Source organism: Ochrobactrum sp. P6BSIII (assembly GCF_014138065.1).
Taxonomy (GTDB): Bacteria; Pseudomonadota; Alphaproteobacteria; order Rhizobiales; family Rhizobiaceae; genus Brucella.
Genome location: NZ_JACGXB010000017.1, coordinates 84,223 through 101,428, shown reverse-complemented (window position 1 = coordinate 101,428; position 17,206 = coordinate 84,223). Strand labels below are relative to the sequence as shown.

The following is a 17,206-nucleotide window of genomic DNA, read 5'->3' as shown; positions in this document are numbered from 1 at the left end:
TAGGAACTTGACCACTACTATCGACCCGAAACATAACTAACAGGCGGGTCAATTCTCGGCGCAAATGCCGGGTCACTTCTCAGTACAAATCAACATTGAGAGTTTTTGCAGCGCTGTCAAAGAGCTTCTGATCGATAATGGCTAGCCCCAACTGGCTCGATCAGGAAAACAGATTTCTATAGTCATCATGTTATCGAGAACCGGTCTGCTCCGTGACACCTTACTTTCGTGACGATCAGTCGTAGTCAATCGATAATAGATTTCCTGTCTGAGAACAACGACGACGGTGCAATCAGTTTCGCGACCGTAATGGGAGAAATGCACTCTGCACGTTGCGACGTAAGGAACTTAAGGCTTCCATGATGAAGAATATCACATACACGCACAGTACCGAAGCGTTCGTACCTCATTCAACCCCGGAGGAGGCAGGCAAATTTCTATGCATTGAGTTCAGCGCATGTTTGATGTCTGTCGAAATCATTGGCCGGAACAGTGTTATCAGTTTCGGCGATGGTTACGCGTTTCTGCGGCCCGTGGCGGATGGCCTTCACGTTCGAGTGGAGGCTACGTGCCTCGTTACATTCATAGGAATCCAGTCTCTCCTTACCGTTAGCTTCGCTTTACAAAATCCTGTAAAGGCCCGTGCACCTGGCGGCGACTGAGATCAAGCGGCGCTGTGCCTGCATCGGGGCAAGATGGTTGTCTCTGATTTACTGAACGATCTTCAGCCGGTTGAGTTCTTTTTGCAATATCGTGATCAAACAAGACATGGCGGCTCCTATCTGCTGCTTGCATCCGGAAATCCAGTCTTCCTTTCCTGGTTTAATTTGAACAGGGCATGAGGAGCAAAATCGGTTGCGTCTCTAACTTGCACTTGCGTTTCATCTGTATACTGCTGTTGGTGTAGTTATCTGATTAAGTTGCTTTTTTGATAAATAGGCAACGACCTCGGTTGACGTCTTAAACCTAAGATCCTTGCGGGGGCTTGAGATTAGGGGCGAGGGCGGTTGTCGGCCAAACGATTGATGGGATCGGGGTCCGCCATCGTTTCTATCCGGCGGGCCAATGCTCCCTCATTATCTCCGCTTGATCGTCAAGCCGCCTGTCATGACCGCTCGGGTCATCTCGGGGCTACTCGCACCTCAACACGAAGCTAATTGTGATTCCAACCTTATGCATCTGTGAGTTCCACCGCTGCACTAAAAGTGCGGATGAATCCGAAAGGGCTGCCCGCACCCATTGAAATCCGCCTTGGGAAACAAACCTTATTCTATCCCATAGTCGGATCCGCTGATGGGGATCATAATCGTTGTGAGTTCAGGATAAACCGTGTTACGGAAGGTTACTTTCTATATATCCAAAAGCTGCATTCCCGTAGCGCGAGCTGCTCGCCGGTCGAAGGTCACCGTTTCACGACATCCCGCAAGCCGTCCGCCGTGTGCAATCAGCGCGTCAGAAAAATCTGCATTGCTGCTGCGAAAGGTTGCAAGTGCCAGATAACCAACCTCGGCGCTCTCGATGACCAGTTCGCGCGTGCGCAGAAGCATTTCGATCACTTCGACCAAAGCGGCGCGCGGCATTTTATAAGAGCGCACGAGCACCCAAACGGTTTCGACCAGTACAACCTGGGAAATATAACCCGGCAGTTCGGTCGAGAGGCCATCGATGATCTGTGACGCTGCTGCCGATTGGGCTTCGTCGTCCTGCGCCAGATACCGCACAAGCACGTTCGTATCGATGCCGATCACCTGCGAATAGCCCCGCTTGCGATTGCTGCGTCCATGTCCTCCAGGCTAACCGGCGTGTCGGGCTGGGGGACAATCCCTTTCAATGATTTCACCGAACCGGATGCTGGCACGACGGCATAGTGACCATCCTCCATGCGAATAAATTCAATGCGGTCGCCGACGGACAGCCCCATGTCATGGCGTACCTTGATCGGAATTGTGATCTGACCCTTCGACGTGACGGTTGATAATGACATGACGCACGCTCCTTACTATTGGTAAGGAATAATGTAAGAAATAATTATCCAATGTCAAGGTTGCTCCACGAAGAACATGAGCGCCCTTGCGTCTCATACCGCGCCCCCCCAACTTCCGAGGGGATGCCGGGGCGGCACGCTGGTAGGGTGTTGAACGGATCATCCCAGTATGCTTCTTTAGAATATCATTTAGCAGATAAAAGAAAATCCGGAGATGTCTCTCCCGCCGTAGCGATGGGCTTAGCCAAAGTAAGGGGGAATATGTCGGGCTGGAGCACTGCGTTGCAGGATCACGGATGCACTATGATGCGACGATGAAGTAATGTCGTCGTTCCAAAGGCTGCGGGCAGATTTCTTGTTTCAACACACGGGAAGTCAATCTTACTATTCGTGTGCGTTGACGACGCCAAAAAGGCCGGACCGTAGCGTTCGAGCTTTGTATCGCCCACACCGGGCACGTCGGCCATTTGGGCGCGTGAGGCTGGCCGGGCTGTGGCCAGTTCGATCAGTGTCCGATCGTGGAAAATGACGTAAGGTGGGACATTTTGCGCGCGCGCGCGATCTCTAACCGCTTCTCGCGCAACGCATGAAACAGCGCCTCATCATGCTCCGAAAGGGCGGATGTTGCCGATTTTCCACGCGTAACAGCACCACGCGATGGCTTCGATTTGGGCGGGACACGCAACCTGAGCGTCTGCTTTACGCGCAAAAACTGCCTGCCTGTCTCCGAGATCGACAAACCGCCGTGTCCGGCAAGGTCGACATCGATCAGCCGCTGCGCGACCAACTGCCGTACGATCGCGCGCCAGGTGTGATTGTCATGCTCGCGGCCGATTCCGAAAGTCGAAATCTGGTCGTGGCCGAAGCGGCTGATGCGCTCATCCTCGACGCCAAGAAGGACATCCACAATATAGGCTTGCCCGAACCGTTCCCCGGTTCTGTGGATGCAGGACAATATTTTCTGCGCGGCTATTGTCCCCTCGAAGAGGGTTGGCGGTTCGGCACAGGTATCGCAATTGCCGCATGGTTCGCATCGATCCCCGAAATAAGACAGCAGCACCTGTCTGCGACAGTTCGCGGTTTCGGCGAGCCCAAGAAGTGTGTCGAGTTTCTGCCGCTCCATCCGCTTGCGCTGATCGGGCGCGTCGGATTCTTCGATGAAGCGGCTGCGCAGGACGATATCGTCATAACCGTAGAGCATCATCGCCTCGGCTGGAAGTCCGTCGCGCCCCGCACGCCCTGTCTCCTGATAATAGGCTTCGATGCTTCCCGGCAGATCGATATGGGCGACGAAGCGAACATCCGGCTTGTCGATGCCCATCCCAAAGGCAATCGTCGCCACCATGATGATTGCCTCGTCATGTTGGAATCGTGCCTGGTTAGCCTCGCGCGCATGCTTCTCCATGCCGCCATGATAGGAGAGGGCGTCGTAGCCCAGGCTGCGCAACCATTCGGCTGTTTCTTCCGTCTTCCGTTTTGAAAGACAGTAAACGATGCCGCTTTCGTTCTGGTGATCCTGTAGAAAGCGTTTCAATTGCGCACGGGGATTATCCTTCTCCATGATCGTGTAGCGAATATTGGGACGGTCGAAACCGGCGATGAAGGCATCGCGCTTGTCAATCTGCAGATGCGACAGAATTTCCGCACGTGTCGGCTCGTCGGCGGTTGCGGTCAACGCCATGCGTGGCGTGTCGGGAAACTGCGTCATCAACACATCGAGCTGCCGATAGGATGGCCTGAAATCATGCCCCCATTGCGACAGACAATGTGCTTCGTCTATAGCGATCAGCGAGAGAGGCACATCGCTCAGGCGTTGCAATGTATCCGGTCTGAGCAGGGTTTCAGGCGCCACATAGAGCAGATCAAGCACCCCAGCATGGATATCACGCCACAAGGCCAGCCTGTCATCACCAGCAAGGTGGGAATTGAGCGCCGCAGCCTTTACACCCGCCTGCCGGAGCGCGGAGACCTGATCGGTCATCAACGCCAGAAGCGGTGAAACCACGATCCCCATGCCCGGTCGCGCAAGAGCGGGAATCTGATAGCATAGTGATTTGCCGCCGCCCGTCGGCATCAGAACGAATGCATTATTGCCTGCTATTGCATGCGATACGATCTCCGCTTGCCGCCCACGGAAGGCATCGTATCCATAAATGGTTTTGAGAATGTGGAGCGGGTCAGTCATCATCAGCAGTCAAAGCATCATTTGTTGTTCAGATTCGGCATCTACATTCATAGCAGGCGTCAGCGGAAAATCAGTCGTTCATCGCAAGAAACGATGCCAGCGATCATACCGCATGGACGCGTTGCGGATTCCAAACAGTCTTTATCCGAGGCATGAGCAGACCAAGGGACAATCTATCGATCATAAATGCACTTTTTAGTGATCTGTCCATTCAGCGTCAGATTCTCTTTGAACGAACAACAGCACGGCTCAGTCGCGTAGCCAGTTTTCGACCCTCAGAGCACGGATGCGTGAGAATTCTCCGGTATTGGCCGTGACTAATACCACCCCGAGCGCATAAGCATGGGCAGCAATGAAGAGGTCATTCGGACCGATGGGCTTACCAACGGCTTCCAATTCGGCTCGGATTCGCCCATATTCGGCGTCGGCAGGCGTATCAAGTGCAAGCACTTGCATACTTCCAAGAATGGCCTCGATGTGCGCCAGCAGCTTTGGCGACCCCTTTTTGGCGCATCCATAACGCAACTCTGCTGCCGTGATGATACTGACGCAAACAGCTTCTGGTCCAACCTCGGCGATGCGTTTGGCGACAGCGCCCTTGGGGTTTCGTGCAAGCTCGGACACGACATTGGTGTCAAGCATGTAGAGCGCGCTCACAGATCGATTTCTTTTAACGGTAGCAGGGTATCGTCAATATCAGGGAACTGATCTTCCGGTCCAAGCGGTTCCAATCCGGCAAGCACTTCCAACAGGTTCAGGCGACGCACCGGCTCTATGATAAGTCGATCTCCATCGCGATGGATCATCACCCGGTCGCCGGGAAGTTCGAAGTCAGCTGGAATGCGTACAGCCTGGCTCTTATTGTTACGGAAGAGTTTTGCTTCGCGGGCTGGTGTAGGTTCGGAGTGTCGGAGCTGTGGCATATTGGTCTCCTTTGTATATACACGAGTATATACATCGTGGCAGGACAAATTTCAAGCGGAGCGCGGTCGCTAGCGCGCAATTGTACGTCGTTCAACGATGTTGCGGCGGTTCATAGTTGGCACCAAACTGCGATGTGGGAAGACATAGTCGGCGATGGGAGTGCATGACAACGCAGACTCCTCGGAACTGAAATATAGAATATAATCAATTGTGAATTCAGGCTGAAGCGCGACTTTTCGGTATGAGTTTATTCATAGCGATGTCTGTTTGCGACAAGTTTCTGACGGAAGATCTCTGCCGGTGTTTTGTAACCCAGACATTTGCGCGGCGTATTGTTGAGGCGACTGCAAATGAATGTCAGATCCCGGTCAGTTATTGCCAGCGGGTCGATGTCTCTTGGAAGCCAGCGTCTGGTGGGTCTGTTGGTGTTTTCGACAGTGCCTTTTTGCCAGGGTGATTGTGGGTCGCAAAACCATGTTTGCGATCCGATACCGGCCTGCAGATAAGCCCATTCCGTGAACTCGGTGCCTCGATCAAAGGTGATCGACCGGCGTGCAATATGGGGAAGGGGTTGCAGCACGGTAATCAGTCCATTCATGACAGCACGGGACTGACGATCATTGTTGCGCAACAGGACGGTAAAGCGGCTGACCCGTTCGACCAGAGACGTTACATTGGCCTTGCCGAACTTCTTGCGAAACTGGATCAAATCACATTCCCAATGCCCAAACTGTTTGCGTTTGGCCACTACGTCTGGACGGTGCAGGATGCTCAGTTCCGGCGAAAAACGGCGTCCATGACGTCGTCTTGCATGTCGTGGCCGTCGTTTGGTACGGCGCTCGGGCAGATACTTCCAAAGCCCATCTTTCCGACCCTCGGCAGAATAGACAAACTGATAGATCGTTTCATGGCTGACAGAAATGGGGTGACGTTCCAACCGCATTCTGCCGGCAATCTGTTGTGGTGACCACCCATGGCTTATGCGGTCGACAACCGATTGACGCAAATGAGCAAAACGAATGAGCTTGCGTTGCCGCGATCGCCGCTCACGCGCTTTCTGATCCGCAACCGTGCAGTAATAACCGGTCAGATCCTTGATCTCATCATCGTTAAACTGATTGCGCGTGAGCTCACGGAAAATGGTTGAACGGTGACGGTCAAGTTTCTCGGCGATAGTTTCGACAGAAATATTTGCCATACGCCAGCGCGCGATCTTGCGCCGCTCATCCAAGTCAATATGCGAGTAGCTGCGTTGCATGACGGGTTCCTTGCTTGGGATAACTCATTGTTATCGTTCGCAAGTCGCACTTCAAGCTAGAACCCACCCAGCGGCCGCCACAAATGATGCGCGACGAATTTCAGGAGCAGGGCTTCTGGCGCCGGAAAGGGGAGGGGGCTACCGGTTGCGGCCATCGACCAGGCTTCGAGATGGGCCAGATCCGAGGTCAGCGCGCGCAGCGTGTTTTCGCCCATGCCTTCATTGACCAGATGGCGGAGCGTCTCGACATCCTCATCCGTCAATATCCCGGCCAGCATATCGCGCCGGTTCATCGGCAAGACGGCGGCAATTGTATCGAGTGTTTCGGCCCGCGATATTACACCTGATTGATCGCTCTCAGTGATCATGGGCGAGTGGGCCCAGAACAATGGCCTTTTCCGCACGGGCGGCGGCGGCCAGTTTGCGATCCAGCGTAGCCAGCGGCAGGACTTCGGTCAGGGCTAGCGCCAGATAAGCAGCATCGTAAGCACTGAGCTGATGGCGTCGGGCGACCCGAACGACTTCTGAATCCTCACTGCGCGATACGAGGCGCAGCGGCAAGGCGCGAAACCGTGTCAGGGCTGTGTAGATCATGTCCTCGCCAATCCGCCCGCGTTTTTCGGCGCTCAGCAGAATGCTGCGGATTTCATGCTGCAACAATTCCGGCGCAACGGCGTCTTCATCGGCCAGCTGGTTCATCATTTCGGTGGCGAATGGATGATCTTCATCTGGCAGCAGCCAGGCACCGGCAACAGAGGCGTCGACAATAAATGCCATATCAACGGCGCCCTTCTTCAATCCACGAGCGGATTTCATCCTGGGTGACCGGTTGCGCCTGGGTCCGGAAAGCCCGCACAGCTTCAATCGCGGCCAGGCGCTGACGCCGTTCATCAAGCGCAACGAGGCGCGCAATGGGTGTGTTGCCACGCGAAATGATCACCTCTTCGCCCGCTTCAACCCGCGCCAGCAAGTCTGAAAGATGCGTTTTGGCTTCAGCGACTTTTACGGTTACAGTCATGGCCAGATTCTCCGGCTGTTAATCAGGTGGCAGTGGCAGCATTTATCGGTTTTTAAGGGCTATTGTAGCGCTTTTCTGCAGGTTGGTCAATGCATTGGTCATATAACATGCGATAACCATAAAGAATGCTCGCGATCTCAATCACAATCGGCGATGGTATGCCTATTCTGCTGGGAAAAGCCGTCAATTTGTTCTGACGAATAGTCAAGATTCGGGCTGATGCCGTAGTTTCCTACCACTTTGTGTTTGAGGGGTGGAACGGAATTTGGACCGCGTCGTTCCTTGATTAGTTTCGATTGGAGCGATGATATGGATCAACTGTCTACAGCGTTAAGGGAAGCCCTCAACTCAGACAATTTCAACGTCTGGCCGCATGTCATTGCGCTGGCAGCTGCTTATATTCTTGCTCTACCGATAGGTTGGCATCGTGAACGGGAGGAACGAAGTGCTGGCCTTCGTACTTTCCCGCTCGTAGCCGTGGCAAGTTGCGGTTTTATTCAAGCGACTGAAGGGGTCACGACAGGCAACCCGGAAGCGCTTGCCCGAATTATAGAAGGCGTAATTACGGGGATGGGTTTTATAGGGGGTGGGGCGATATTGCGGCTAAGCTCTTCAGTGAAAGGAACTGCCACGGCTGCCAGTTTATGGGCAACCGGTGCTATTGGTATCGCCTGTGCGGCAAACGCGTTTGACGTTGCCATCATCATCATGGCGTTCGCCTTGCTCACGTTGATATTCTTCTCAAATGGGAAATCTGTTTCAAACAAGGCTGCAGAGGACAAAACCAGCCAATGACATTCCGTACCCACCGCGCTGGCCAATAGTACATTTGCTAACGCATTCGCACACTACATGCTTAAATCGAGATGATTGACGGGAGAGGAGGGAGCCGTTATCTGAATTTAACAGGTGGCGGATCGCTAAATCATATAGTGTCCACAATTGAGCGCACGGGAATCTAGCAACTTTAGGCTACATAAAACCACCCAACCCCAAGGGCCGCAGATAGAGCCAGGATGGTTATTACCGACAATTTGAGCCGGAAGACAGCGAACGCCGCCAGCAGCGTCAGTGCGAGCGATGGCAATGAGAGCGACGTTAGGAGAGGAACGGACAGTGAAAAAGGGCCAAGTGTGACGGTCCGTAGTTCTGCAAATAAAACGTGCAAGACGAACCAGATTGCCAAGTTGAGGATCACACCAACGACGGCGGCGGTGATTGCTGCCATTGCGCCGCCCAGTGCTGCGTTACCCCGCATTTTTTCGATGAATGGAGCCCCTGCGAATATCCAGAGGAAACTGGGTACAAATGTTACCCAAGTCGTGAGGATCGACCCAAGGGTGGCTGCCAACAGCGGAGAAAGACTTCCCGGATTTCGGTAGCTCGCGAGAAAACCGACAAATTGCGTCACCATGATCAGAGGGCCCGGTGTCGTCTCCGCCATTCCGAGACCGTCAAGCATCTCTCCTGGGTGTAGCCAGCCGTATTGCTCCACGGCCGCCTGGGCGACATAAGCGAGGACGGCGTACGCCCCACCGAAGGTAACGACGGCCATTTGGCTGAAGAACAGGCCAATTTTCGAGAAGATATTGTCCGAACCAAACACAACGATAAGCAGGGCGACAGGTGTCAGCCAGAGCGCCGCTAAAGCACCGGAAAATTTGAGCGACCAGATGAGGTTCGGCAAAGCGTGCTGCGGTATCTGTTCTCCTAGCACGGAATCCTTGTCTTCGAGTATATTGCTTGTTCCGGATTTATGGCCTCCGCCAACCGCGAAATTGGCCAGTCCGGCTCTCCCACTGAAGTAGCCGAGGATGCCAGCCACAATGATGATCAACGGAAACGGAATGTGCAGGAAGAAGATGGAGACGAAGGCGACGGCCGCGACAGCTACCATGGCATTGTTCTTCAGAGCTCTGTTGCCGATGCGGAAAACTGCCTGAATGACGACCGCGAGAACCGCGCATTTAAGTCCAAAGAACGTGCCCTCAACGGCATTAAGGTCTCCGTAAATAACATAGATGTAGCTCAGTGCCAAAATTGCCAGAAACCCCGGCAGAACAAACAGCAGGCCCGCTATCATGCCGCCTTTCGTCTTGTTCATGAGCCAGCCGACATAAATGGCTAGCTGGTGAGCTTCCGGACCCGGCAGGAGCATGCAATAATTTAGTGCATGAAGAAAGCGTTGCTCGCCTATCCAGCATTTCTCCTCAACGATAATGCGATGCATTACGGCTATCTGGCCTGCGGGACCGCCAAAGCTGAGAGCAGCGACGCGCGCCCACACCTTAACCGCTTCTGCGAGCGGAACAATGTCAGCGGCGGGTTCAACCATATTCGCGTCGGCCTTTGCCGGGTAAGTCATGATCGTTATACCTTCCTCGGATTGGGCCAATTATGGGTCTCATCATTTGCATCGCGGCACCATCTGTAGAAGGCATCGTAGAGTGTCATACCCGCCGAGAGCTGTTCGCGATCATCGTTGAACATGCGAGATAAACCTAGCGAAGCAGCCAATAATCCTGCTACCTCGGGGGCCAGCTCGGGTCTGGCAGTGTCTGCCCCACGGATGATCGCTGCTAGCCGAAGCATAGCGTCGCTACCGAGGTTGAACTCCTCAACCATGACATCGAATGTGCACCGCTCGCCGCGATGGCTCCAGTAAACGTCCTCTACGTCGAATGGCGCGGCATTGAAGCGATCCGCAACGGACACAACCTCGCCCGCCGGTACAAACAGGAAGATCGCCGAAGGATCGACAAATCGTTTAATCAACCACGGACAGGCGATGCGATCAATCTTTGGCCGCGAACGTGTTACCCAGACGGTACGGCCGAGACTATCGCGCGATGGCAACTTTGCTTCCGGGACTAGCGGATACTTCAATGCCCACCATGCATTGAACCCCCCTTCAAGGACTTCCGCAGCCTTGCCGATTGCGCGAAGATGGGCCGCTACGCCGTGACTAAGATTCTGGCCTTTCTGGCAGATGATGATGGAGGGTCTATTGATCTCTCCTACCCAGCTGTCGAGTTCCTTGTGATCTCGTCGCATTGAGCCCGGAATGAGGCGGCTATCGGCGGCGAATTCTTCATGGTTGCGCACGTCGATAATCGTGGGCGCATTGGGCGTACCAACGAGCCGGTTCAGTTTCTCGGGCGTGATTTCAAGAAAAAACGTCACAACGCGTCCTCCGGTTGCTCGGGATCTCAGGACGCGATTCTCCAGCCGTGGCCTCGTGGGGCGATCGCAACCCCATCCATGAAAATTTGCACCGAGATTAGAATAAGTCAAGCTCGCTGATTATGGACCTGATCGGATTTCTGCCTGGGGTGTCTATCCTTACACGCCAGGCCTTGTTACCACCCGCTGCTTAACGATCCTGATGATTGTTTTAGTTCGATCGCATCTTGAACCTTTGTGATCAGGCCGCTTCTTTCAAAATAGCACGGATAGGTATTGGTGCAGTGCCCAGATATCCCGCAATCATCCGGGTGATGTGCTCGACAATATCGGCCTCGTCCGAGAGGGAGTGACCGCAATCATTGAGGACGATGGCATGGGTCAATGTCTCCACTGTCGTGACGCATATGAACGCAGCTGTATCGAGGTCCTTGAGCTGAACGTCTTCCTTACATTGCTCCAGATAATGCCGAACCAGATAGAGCGTATCCTTGCGGATTGCTTCCACCTCGGCAAGTTTTCCAATGCGGGGAACTTCTTCTTTCAAGATCCGGTGGAGTTCGGGATCGACCCGATGTGCAGCAATCATCGCGCGAATGAGCTCCCGCATGGCGCTGTTCAGGTCGTCTGACGCGCATTCTTGCATGGCATTTTCCAGCAGAACCAGAATTTCACGATTGTGCCTTGCGACGAGCGCAGCCACAAGCGACTCCTTATTGGGAAAGTATTGGTAGAGCGATCCAATGCTCACACCCGCTACGGCAGCGACGCGATTTGTGCTGGCCCGCGCATATCCATCGCGCACCAAAACGCGAGCAGTGGCATCCAGTATCGCCTCGACGGTCATTTTCGACCTCTCTTGCGAGGCGGCTTTTCTGGGATTTGTAGCGTTGAGCTTGGCCATGTTCTTGATTTCCTAATACGAGTAGACAATACGAGTAAAAGCTCACATATTTTGTATAGATCGTCAACAATTAAGAATGTGAGCCTATTCAACGCGTTCAAACGCCGAGATGGCGCTGCATTATTCGAATTCGGAAAACCAAAGTAAGAGTTATATAATGGTAATGAAGTCTATCAACATTGTGATACTTGTTTCGTTAATGGTATTTGGGGCTGGTTGTGCCAGCTCGGGACAAAGATCTCAAATTTCTGCGGCAGACTGTGTCGTCACAAAGCATACGCAGACATTCAATGAAAAATGCAGTGCGCCTCGACTGGGCTGGAAGGGCGCAAGCGGAAGCGATTTCATTATTAGATAATGCTCGCACGCCAGATGTCGATTAGTCTCGCGGCATTCTTCGCTTGAAAAAATGGAGGAGGGCAGTACGCAGCCTAATATCCGAGCGGCTCCGTGACCTTAATGAGGCACTTGGTACCGAAGGGCTGGGAGTTGATCCATCTGTTCAGGTATTTTTTTGTCTGGATTGGCCAATTTTGATCACTAGATGGTAGCATAGGCAGACTCCAATTCAAAAACTCACACTGAGTTTCGCATTGAAGCCGTTCTGTTTTGCTCCTGATGCGAACTGGCCGTTATAGGAGAGGCCGAGGGTGGCATCGTCGGTCAGCTTGAAATCAAGCCCAGTTTCGATGAGAGCTGCATCTTCGGCGATTGGCAGGCCTGAGACTGTGAAGGCGTCAGAACCGATGAAGCTCGCAGTGGAAACCGGCGTGATGTCACCATAGGCATGTCGCCAGCCAAGATCGGTTCGTGCTGTTGCCGTGATGCTGCCCAGAGCAAACTCTGTCGATGCGCGGAGGCCGAGTGTTGAGAAGCTGGTTTCCGTCGTGTCGGACTGAACCGCAAGGGCCGCCGCTGTCTGGCCCTTCTCATTAAATCCATCGGTTTTCAGACGCAAATAGGCAAGCCCGGCATATGGCTCGAAAAGGGCTTTGCCATAGTGGATCTTATAGCCAAGTTCGCCGAAGAGCTGAAAACTTCCCGCGTCGTAGTCGCTGGTCAGATTGTCGGCAAAGCCGGGAAACGCGACAGAACGGTTCATGTCGATATCATGCCATGTATAGGCAAGACCGGACCGGAATGCCAAGGCATGGCCATTATTGAGCGTCCACTCCGTTCCCGCATAGGCGCCGAGCGTATAATTATCGCTGCTGCCTGACGAGGCGCGATCATCCACATCGAAGCTGGAATGGCTGTAGCCTGCCAGAAGTCCGAGACGCCATGTATCGAGAACCGCACCATCAATACCGGTGACAAAGCCGCCAATAGAGGATTTTACCGATCCTGCATTGCTATTGCTATCCTGTCTCGTCCATGCGCCAAAGGCATTGCCCCAGGCGGCATAGAGATTGTGAGCAGAGGCAATGGTGGCTGGAGCCACGGCATCAATGGCAGAGGCGGAAGCCGAACCATGCCTTTGCGTTCCGGCATAGGAAAGCGCATTGATTGGCGTTGCTGGAGCGCCGCCAAAGGCTTGTTGCAGACGACCGATTGCGGCATTGCGGATAAACTGGCTGTCGTTGATCAGCACGCCCTTGGCCGAAGCGTAAGCCTCACCCGAAAGGCTATCGAAGGCCGCACGCGCTTCATCGGCTGATAGCATCAACAGGCTGTTATAGAGCGCAAGCGACGAACCCGTCTGCGCCAGCGTATCCAGCCCGCCAGCGGTTGCCAGCTGATTGCGGGTCTGAGCGACAGTCGAAAAGAGGGCAGGGGAGGGCTTTTCAGGCTCAGGCGTGCCGGGACCTGCTGGTAGACCCGGCGTCGGCGTTTCAGGATCGACAGGTACGACTGGATCTTGCTTGATGGCGACATTCAGAAAGACATCGTTTGCCGCATAAATCGTATTCAGATCAAGAAAGGCCGATTTCGAGACAATCGTATCAAAAGTTCCGCTGACGCCGCCGTCCGCGTGCAAAATTGTATAGTTTTGGGCGCTCTTATAACTGGTTTGCGGATCGATAGCCGTCACAGAAACCGTACTGCCCGAAATCGTTGCCGTGCCTGTGACACCCACGATATCAGAGCGGCGATTGGAAGCGCCATTTGCTGCAATTTCAACCTCGAGGGTTGAACCGGGCGCGAGCGTCAGATTGCCGTCGACGGTCAGGATGCCGATGGAATTGCCGGGCGACAAAAGACCGCCTGACTGAACCGTCGTTTCGCCAACCGAGCCGTACCCGCCAAGGGTCGCACCGGATAAAACGTTGATGGTCCCACCGAGCACAGCACTGCTGTTGTTGGCGTCACCGACGATCAGTTTGCCGTCTGCAACGGAGGTCGTGCCCCTGAAATTATAGTTATCGCCATTGAGAAGAAGAGTGTCCGTACTCCCTTTGACGAGCGCGCCTCCTTGCGAAGTGTCGAATTGACCGGAGAAACTACCGCCATACACGTTAAGATTACCGGACCACTTGACTGTGCCGGCGTTTCCCGGGGCGGCATCCTGCAGGTTGCGAATTGTGCCGCCCTGAGCAGCGAAATCGAGCGCTGCGCCAGAGGCGATGCGTGTTGCACCTGCAAACCCGGTAAGACTTCCAAGCGAGCCGTTACCGTCGACAAGGCGTCCGTATGCAACGGTTATTGTCGAAGCGGGCGCTGCATTCGTACCGATGACGTCCATAATCACGTCACCCGTTGCATCGTTCGTCCCGATGACCAGATCACCCTGAAGGGAGAAGCTCTGCCCCGAACCGCCATTGAGCCACAGCGACGTACCTGTTGCGGTAGTGATCGTTCCCGTTGTACCCGCTGCAACGAGATAGCTGTTGAGCGTGGAGCTCCCGAGAGCCGAGTGCAGCCGTCCCCCGTTGAGCGTAATCAGACCTGTGCCTAATGCATCGATGACCGATCCCTGGTGCACAGCAAGCGTGCCGCCCGAGATTTCTGTTCCGCCGGTGTAAAAATTGTTTCCGGTCAGTGTCAGTGTCAGTGTCAGTGTGCCGGTGCCGGTTTTGATAAGGCTGCCTGAACCGGCGATTGTACCTGCAAAAGTCGTGGTGGCCGACTGATCGACAGTCAGGTCGGCGCTACCCAGAGTAACAGAGCCGCCACTTCCGCTGAAATACGACATGGCCAGATCATAGCCGTTCAGATCAAGTGTGCCTCCATTGACGGTATAAGGGATATGCCCAGCTAAGCCCGTCGAACTGCCTGCGCGCAAGACGCCGCCTGAAATCGTAGTGAAACCGGTTAGATGGTTATTACCGCTTAGAACCAGTGTGTCTGACCCCGTTTTCAGCAGAGATGCCGCAACTCCACGGTTCGTCTGACCGTCGAGATTACCAGAGAAATTGCCTCCGGAAATCGCCAGATTGCCTGACCAGGCCACGGTACCGCCCGATCCTGGAGAAAGATCCTGCAAATTCAAAATGCTCCCACCGGTTTCTGTCAGATCGAGAACGGCATTCGATCCTACACGCGTCGCCGATACGGAGCTGGTGAATGAGCCAAGAGAGGAACCGGCACTTGCTTTCAGTGTTCCGGAGGCTACAGACAATGTGGCGCCGCCATAGATCGAGCCGAACAGTTTGTCCCAAATAACCGTGCCGTTAGTCCCGGTGGCGCCGACGACGAGGTTGCCTGCCAGACCTAATGTTGAGCTGCCGCTGGCGTCTCCGAGACGCAATGTTGTTCCCGGGCCCGCGCTCACGGTCGAGGTCGAGCCAGAGGCAACAGACAAGTCGTTTGTAATTGCGCCATCTGTCGTTGAATGCAGACGTCCACCCGCCAGCGAGATCTCGCCACTGCCGAATGTATCGATGATGCCATTTGTTGCATGATTGACGACGACTGTTCCCTCGGAAATTGTTGTGCCGCCGGTATAGGTATTTGCTCCATCGAGATAAAGGGCACCTTCACCCTGCTTTAGAAGGGCACCGGGCCCGGAAATAGTCGTTTCGGAGACGAAATGTATTGAAGACGCGCCTGATGTGTTGATCACTGTATCTGACGCAAGATGAACCTTGATGGGGTCAAAATGACGATTGAAAATTAGACCGTAATTGTTGGCGACATTGATAGCTGCGCTTCCGTTCGTAGCGGAGAGGATCAATGTACCATTTTGAAAGCTAAACCCCCCGCTTCCAGATCCCGATATATTGAGCTCACCTACTGTGAATTGTTGTCCGTTCAGGTAGATGAAATAGGTGAACATGTCGTTCCCTACAAATCTTGCTACGGTTCCTGATGCGTTGGGAATGGTTCCCTCCTGCCAGGAAGAAGGAGAATCCCAAAATCCGTAACCGCCAACCCAGGTTTCGGCTTTGCCCGGAAGCGGTAAACTGAGCGCCGAGGCAAAGACAGCGGATGAGAGCCATATCAGACGCCGCTGACGCTGCGAAACCGGCTCGCGCGAAAGTTCGGTTTTAGATTTCTGCTGCCCCATGATTGCCCCCGATTTGCTGTCCCCACAGCGATGGGGCGTATATAACCTCTTCGCGATTAACTGCGCAATCGTTCGACTTCAATACGACATCTGCCGTATTTTTGGGGAGGGGACAAAGCGTTTTCTGGATCAGCTCAATAATCGCGACGCTCGCCCGCTGCGCCGTTTGGCATTGTTGTAATAATCGGACGCCTGCTGCACGGAGCGATGGCGAGATTGTTCCATGGCTTCGGGCAATGGAATGCCACGATTGGCCGCTTCGGTGAGATAGCCGGAGCGCAGGCCGTGGGCGGAGAACTCTGTGGCATCAAGGCCCGCCATTTGCGCTCGTTGTTTGACGATCCGGTTGACGGCGCTGGGTTCGAGCGCTCGCGTGGACACATTGCCCCAGCGATCGACTTTTCGAAACACGCTGCCCTTGTCGATCCTGGCTGCTTCCAGCCAGCGGATGAGGGCTTCGACGGGTCGCCCGGTCAGATAGACAGTTTCATCGTGGTCGGCGCCACTGGTTTTGGTGCGACCAAGATGAATGCCGAGCGAAGGGAGGGGAAGGCCGTCCTCATCGGTGACCGGCACCTGTTTGACAAGCTGTTCTACACGCAAGCCGGCGATTTCACTGCGCCGGCGTCCGCCCGAGGCAAAGGCTACCATCAAAATGGCCCGATCCCGCAAAGCGGTGAGGTTCTCTCCCGAACACGTCGCCAGCAGCTTGTCCAGAATATCGCCGGTAATCGCATGGGCACTCTTGCGGCTGCGTGGCCGGTTGATGGCGCGGACCGCAAGGCGTATTGCCGCTTTGACGGCCGGTGAGGAAAACGCACCCTCCAGACCGCGCCAGCGGGTCAGCGTCGACCAGTTGGCCAGACGCCGGCGCACCGTTGCTGGCGCATGCGGTCCGGACACACGCAAAAAGCCTTGTTGGCGCAATTCCTCTTCCACAGCGGACGGCATGCCGTGGTCGGGTTCGATCTCGCGTTGCTGTGGCCGCCATAAATGATGGGCGATGAATTTCAGCAACAGGGCTTCCGGCGCCGGGAAGGGGAGCGGGCTACCGGTTACGGCCATCGACCAGGCTTCAAGATAGGCCAGATCCGAGGTCAGCGCGCGCAGCGTGTTTTCACCCATGCCTTCATTGACCAGATGGCGCAGTGTCTCGACATCCTCATCGGTCAAAATGCCGGCCAGCATGTCGCGCCGGTTCATCGGCAAAACGGCGGCAATCGTATCGAGTTGTTCTGCCCGGCTCTGGACATTCGAAGACAAGCGGTCTGGTCTGGTCATTGCACGATGCTTCTCGATTTAA

13 protein-coding genes and 2 pseudogenes are annotated in these 17,206 nt (G+C 54.5%); 1 reads left to right on the top strand and 14 read right to left on the bottom strand.

The window, feature by feature from the left end; translation table 11 throughout:
* Positions 1-1,349: 1,349 nt before the first annotated feature.
* The 9 genes and pseudogenes from FHW00_RS20535 to FHW00_RS20495 form a co-directional block, all read right to left on the bottom strand.
* Positions 1,350-1,748 carry a PIN domain-containing protein gene (locus FHW00_RS20535; RefSeq protein WP_078340607.1) on the bottom strand — a complete coding sequence of 133 codons (399 nt, stop codon included), beginning with the start codon at positions 1,746-1,748 and terminating at the stop codon, positions 1,350-1,352.
* Positions 1,745-1,984, bottom strand: coding sequence for an AbrB/MazE/SpoVT family DNA-binding domain-containing protein (locus FHW00_RS20530; RefSeq protein ID WP_078340606.1), 240 nt, complete (start codon positions 1,982-1,984; stop codon positions 1,745-1,747). The genes FHW00_RS20535 and FHW00_RS20530 overlap by 4 nt, the downstream gene beginning before the upstream one ends.
* 401 nt (positions 1,985-2,385) lie before the next feature.
* Positions 2,386-4,172: pseudogene (recQ, locus tag FHW00_RS20525) on the bottom strand (DNA helicase RecQ); the annotation flags it as partial.
* A 246-nt stretch (positions 4,173-4,418) separates the two neighbouring features.
* On the bottom strand, positions 4,419-4,826 hold the full coding sequence (locus tag FHW00_RS20520; protein ID WP_078340605.1) for a type II toxin-antitoxin system VapC family toxin: 408 nt from the start codon (positions 4,824-4,826) through the stop codon (positions 4,419-4,421).
* A complete protein-coding gene (locus tag FHW00_RS20515; RefSeq protein WP_182514690.1) occupies positions 4,823-5,092 on the bottom strand; it encodes an AbrB/MazE/SpoVT family DNA-binding domain-containing protein in 270 nt (89 codons plus the stop codon). The genes FHW00_RS20520 and FHW00_RS20515 overlap by 4 nt, the downstream gene beginning before the upstream one ends.
* 248 nt (positions 5,093-5,340) lie before the next feature.
* A complete protein-coding gene (locus FHW00_RS20510) occupies positions 5,341-6,351 on the bottom strand; it encodes an IS30 family transposase (RefSeq protein WP_078340604.1) in 1,011 nt (336 codons plus the stop codon).
* Between the two features lie 71 nt (positions 6,352-6,422).
* A pseudogene (locus FHW00_RS20505) lies at positions 6,423-6,719 on the bottom strand (integrase); the annotation flags it as partial.
* Positions 6,709-7,128 (bottom strand): type II toxin-antitoxin system VapC family toxin, encoded by a 420-nt coding sequence (locus FHW00_RS20500; RefSeq protein WP_078340603.1) that lies wholly within the window; start codon positions 7,126-7,128, stop codon positions 6,709-6,711. The gene FHW00_RS20500 and the pseudogene FHW00_RS20505, both read right to left, overlap by 11 nt.
* Position 7,129: 1 nt before the next feature.
* Positions 7,130-7,369, bottom strand: coding sequence for a type II toxin-antitoxin system Phd/YefM family antitoxin (locus FHW00_RS20495; RefSeq protein WP_078340602.1), 240 nt, complete (start codon positions 7,367-7,369; stop codon positions 7,130-7,132).
* 309 nt (positions 7,370-7,678) lie between these two features.
* Between FHW00_RS20495 and FHW00_RS20490 the strand changes: the two genes are divergently transcribed.
* Complete coding sequence (locus tag FHW00_RS20490) at positions 7,679-8,164, top strand: MgtC/SapB family protein (protein ID WP_078340601.1); 486 nt, start codon at positions 7,679-7,681, stop codon at positions 8,162-8,164.
* A 172-nt stretch (positions 8,165-8,336) separates the two neighbouring features.
* On the opposite strand, the gene chrA is transcribed toward FHW00_RS20490, so the two are convergent.
* From chrA to FHW00_RS20465, 5 genes are all read right to left on the bottom strand, one after another.
* Positions 8,337-9,734 carry a chromate efflux transporter gene (gene chrA / locus FHW00_RS20485; protein ID WP_078340600.1) on the bottom strand — a complete coding sequence of 466 codons (1,398 nt, stop codon included), beginning with the start codon at positions 9,732-9,734 and terminating at the stop codon, positions 8,337-8,339.
* 5 nt (positions 9,735-9,739) lie between these two features.
* Complete coding sequence (locus FHW00_RS20480; RefSeq protein WP_078340599.1) at positions 9,740-10,552, bottom strand: chromate resistance protein ChrB domain-containing protein; 813 nt, start codon at positions 10,550-10,552, stop codon at positions 9,740-9,742.
* 241 nt (positions 10,553-10,793) lie between these two features.
* The gene (locus FHW00_RS20475) at positions 10,794-11,456 is read right to left on the bottom strand and encodes a TetR/AcrR family transcriptional regulator (protein ID WP_445557993.1); all 663 of its coding nucleotides are present in this window, start codon (positions 11,454-11,456) and stop codon (positions 10,794-10,796) included.
* Positions 11,457-12,024: 568 nt separating this feature from the next.
* The gene (locus tag FHW00_RS20470; protein WP_176168369.1) at positions 12,025-15,459 is read right to left on the bottom strand and encodes an autotransporter domain-containing protein; all 3,435 of its coding nucleotides are present in this window, start codon (positions 15,457-15,459) and stop codon (positions 12,025-12,027) included.
* Positions 15,460-16,032: 573 nt separating this feature from the next.
* Complete coding sequence (locus FHW00_RS20465; RefSeq protein WP_078340597.1) at positions 16,033-17,184, bottom strand: site-specific integrase; 1,152 nt, start codon at positions 17,182-17,184, stop codon at positions 16,033-16,035.
* Between the last annotated feature and the right edge of the window lie 22 nt (positions 17,185-17,206).

What these genes read in the sequence shown, in the direction of transcription:
- FHW00_RS20530 (WP_078340606.1), bottom strand. Translation starts at nt 1,984, where the DNA reads ATGTCATTATCAACCGTCACGTCGAAGGGTCAGATCACAATTCCGATC.
- FHW00_RS20515 (WP_182514690.1), bottom strand. Translation starts at nt 5,092, where the DNA reads ATGCCACAGCTCCGACACTCCGAACCTACACCAGCCCGCGAAGCAAAA.
- FHW00_RS20510 (WP_078340604.1), bottom strand. Translation starts at nt 6,351, where the DNA reads ATGCAACGCAGCTACTCGCATATTGACTTGGATGAGCGGCGCAAGATC.
- FHW00_RS20500 (WP_078340603.1), bottom strand. Translation starts at nt 7,128, where the DNA reads ATGGCATTTATTGTCGACGCCTCTGTTGCCGGTGCCTGGCTGCTGCCA.
- FHW00_RS20495 (WP_078340602.1), bottom strand. Translation starts at nt 7,369, where the DNA reads ATGACTGTAACCGTAAAAGTCGCTGAAGCCAAAACGCATCTTTCAGAC.
- FHW00_RS20490 (WP_078340601.1), top strand. Translation starts at nt 7,679, where the DNA reads ATGGATCAACTGTCTACAGCGTTAAGGGAAGCCCTCAACTCAGACAAT.
- chrA (WP_078340600.1), bottom strand. Translation starts at nt 9,734, where the DNA reads ATGACTTACCCGGCAAAGGCCGACGCGAATATGGTTGAACCCGCCGCT.
- FHW00_RS20475 (WP_445557993.1), bottom strand. Translation starts at nt 11,456, where the DNA reads ATGGCCAAGCTCAACGCTACAAATCCCAGAAAAGCCGCCTCGCAAGAG.
- FHW00_RS20465 (WP_078340597.1), bottom strand. Translation starts at nt 17,184, where the DNA reads ATGACCAGACCAGACCGCTTGTCTTCGAATGTCCAGAGCCGGGCAGAA.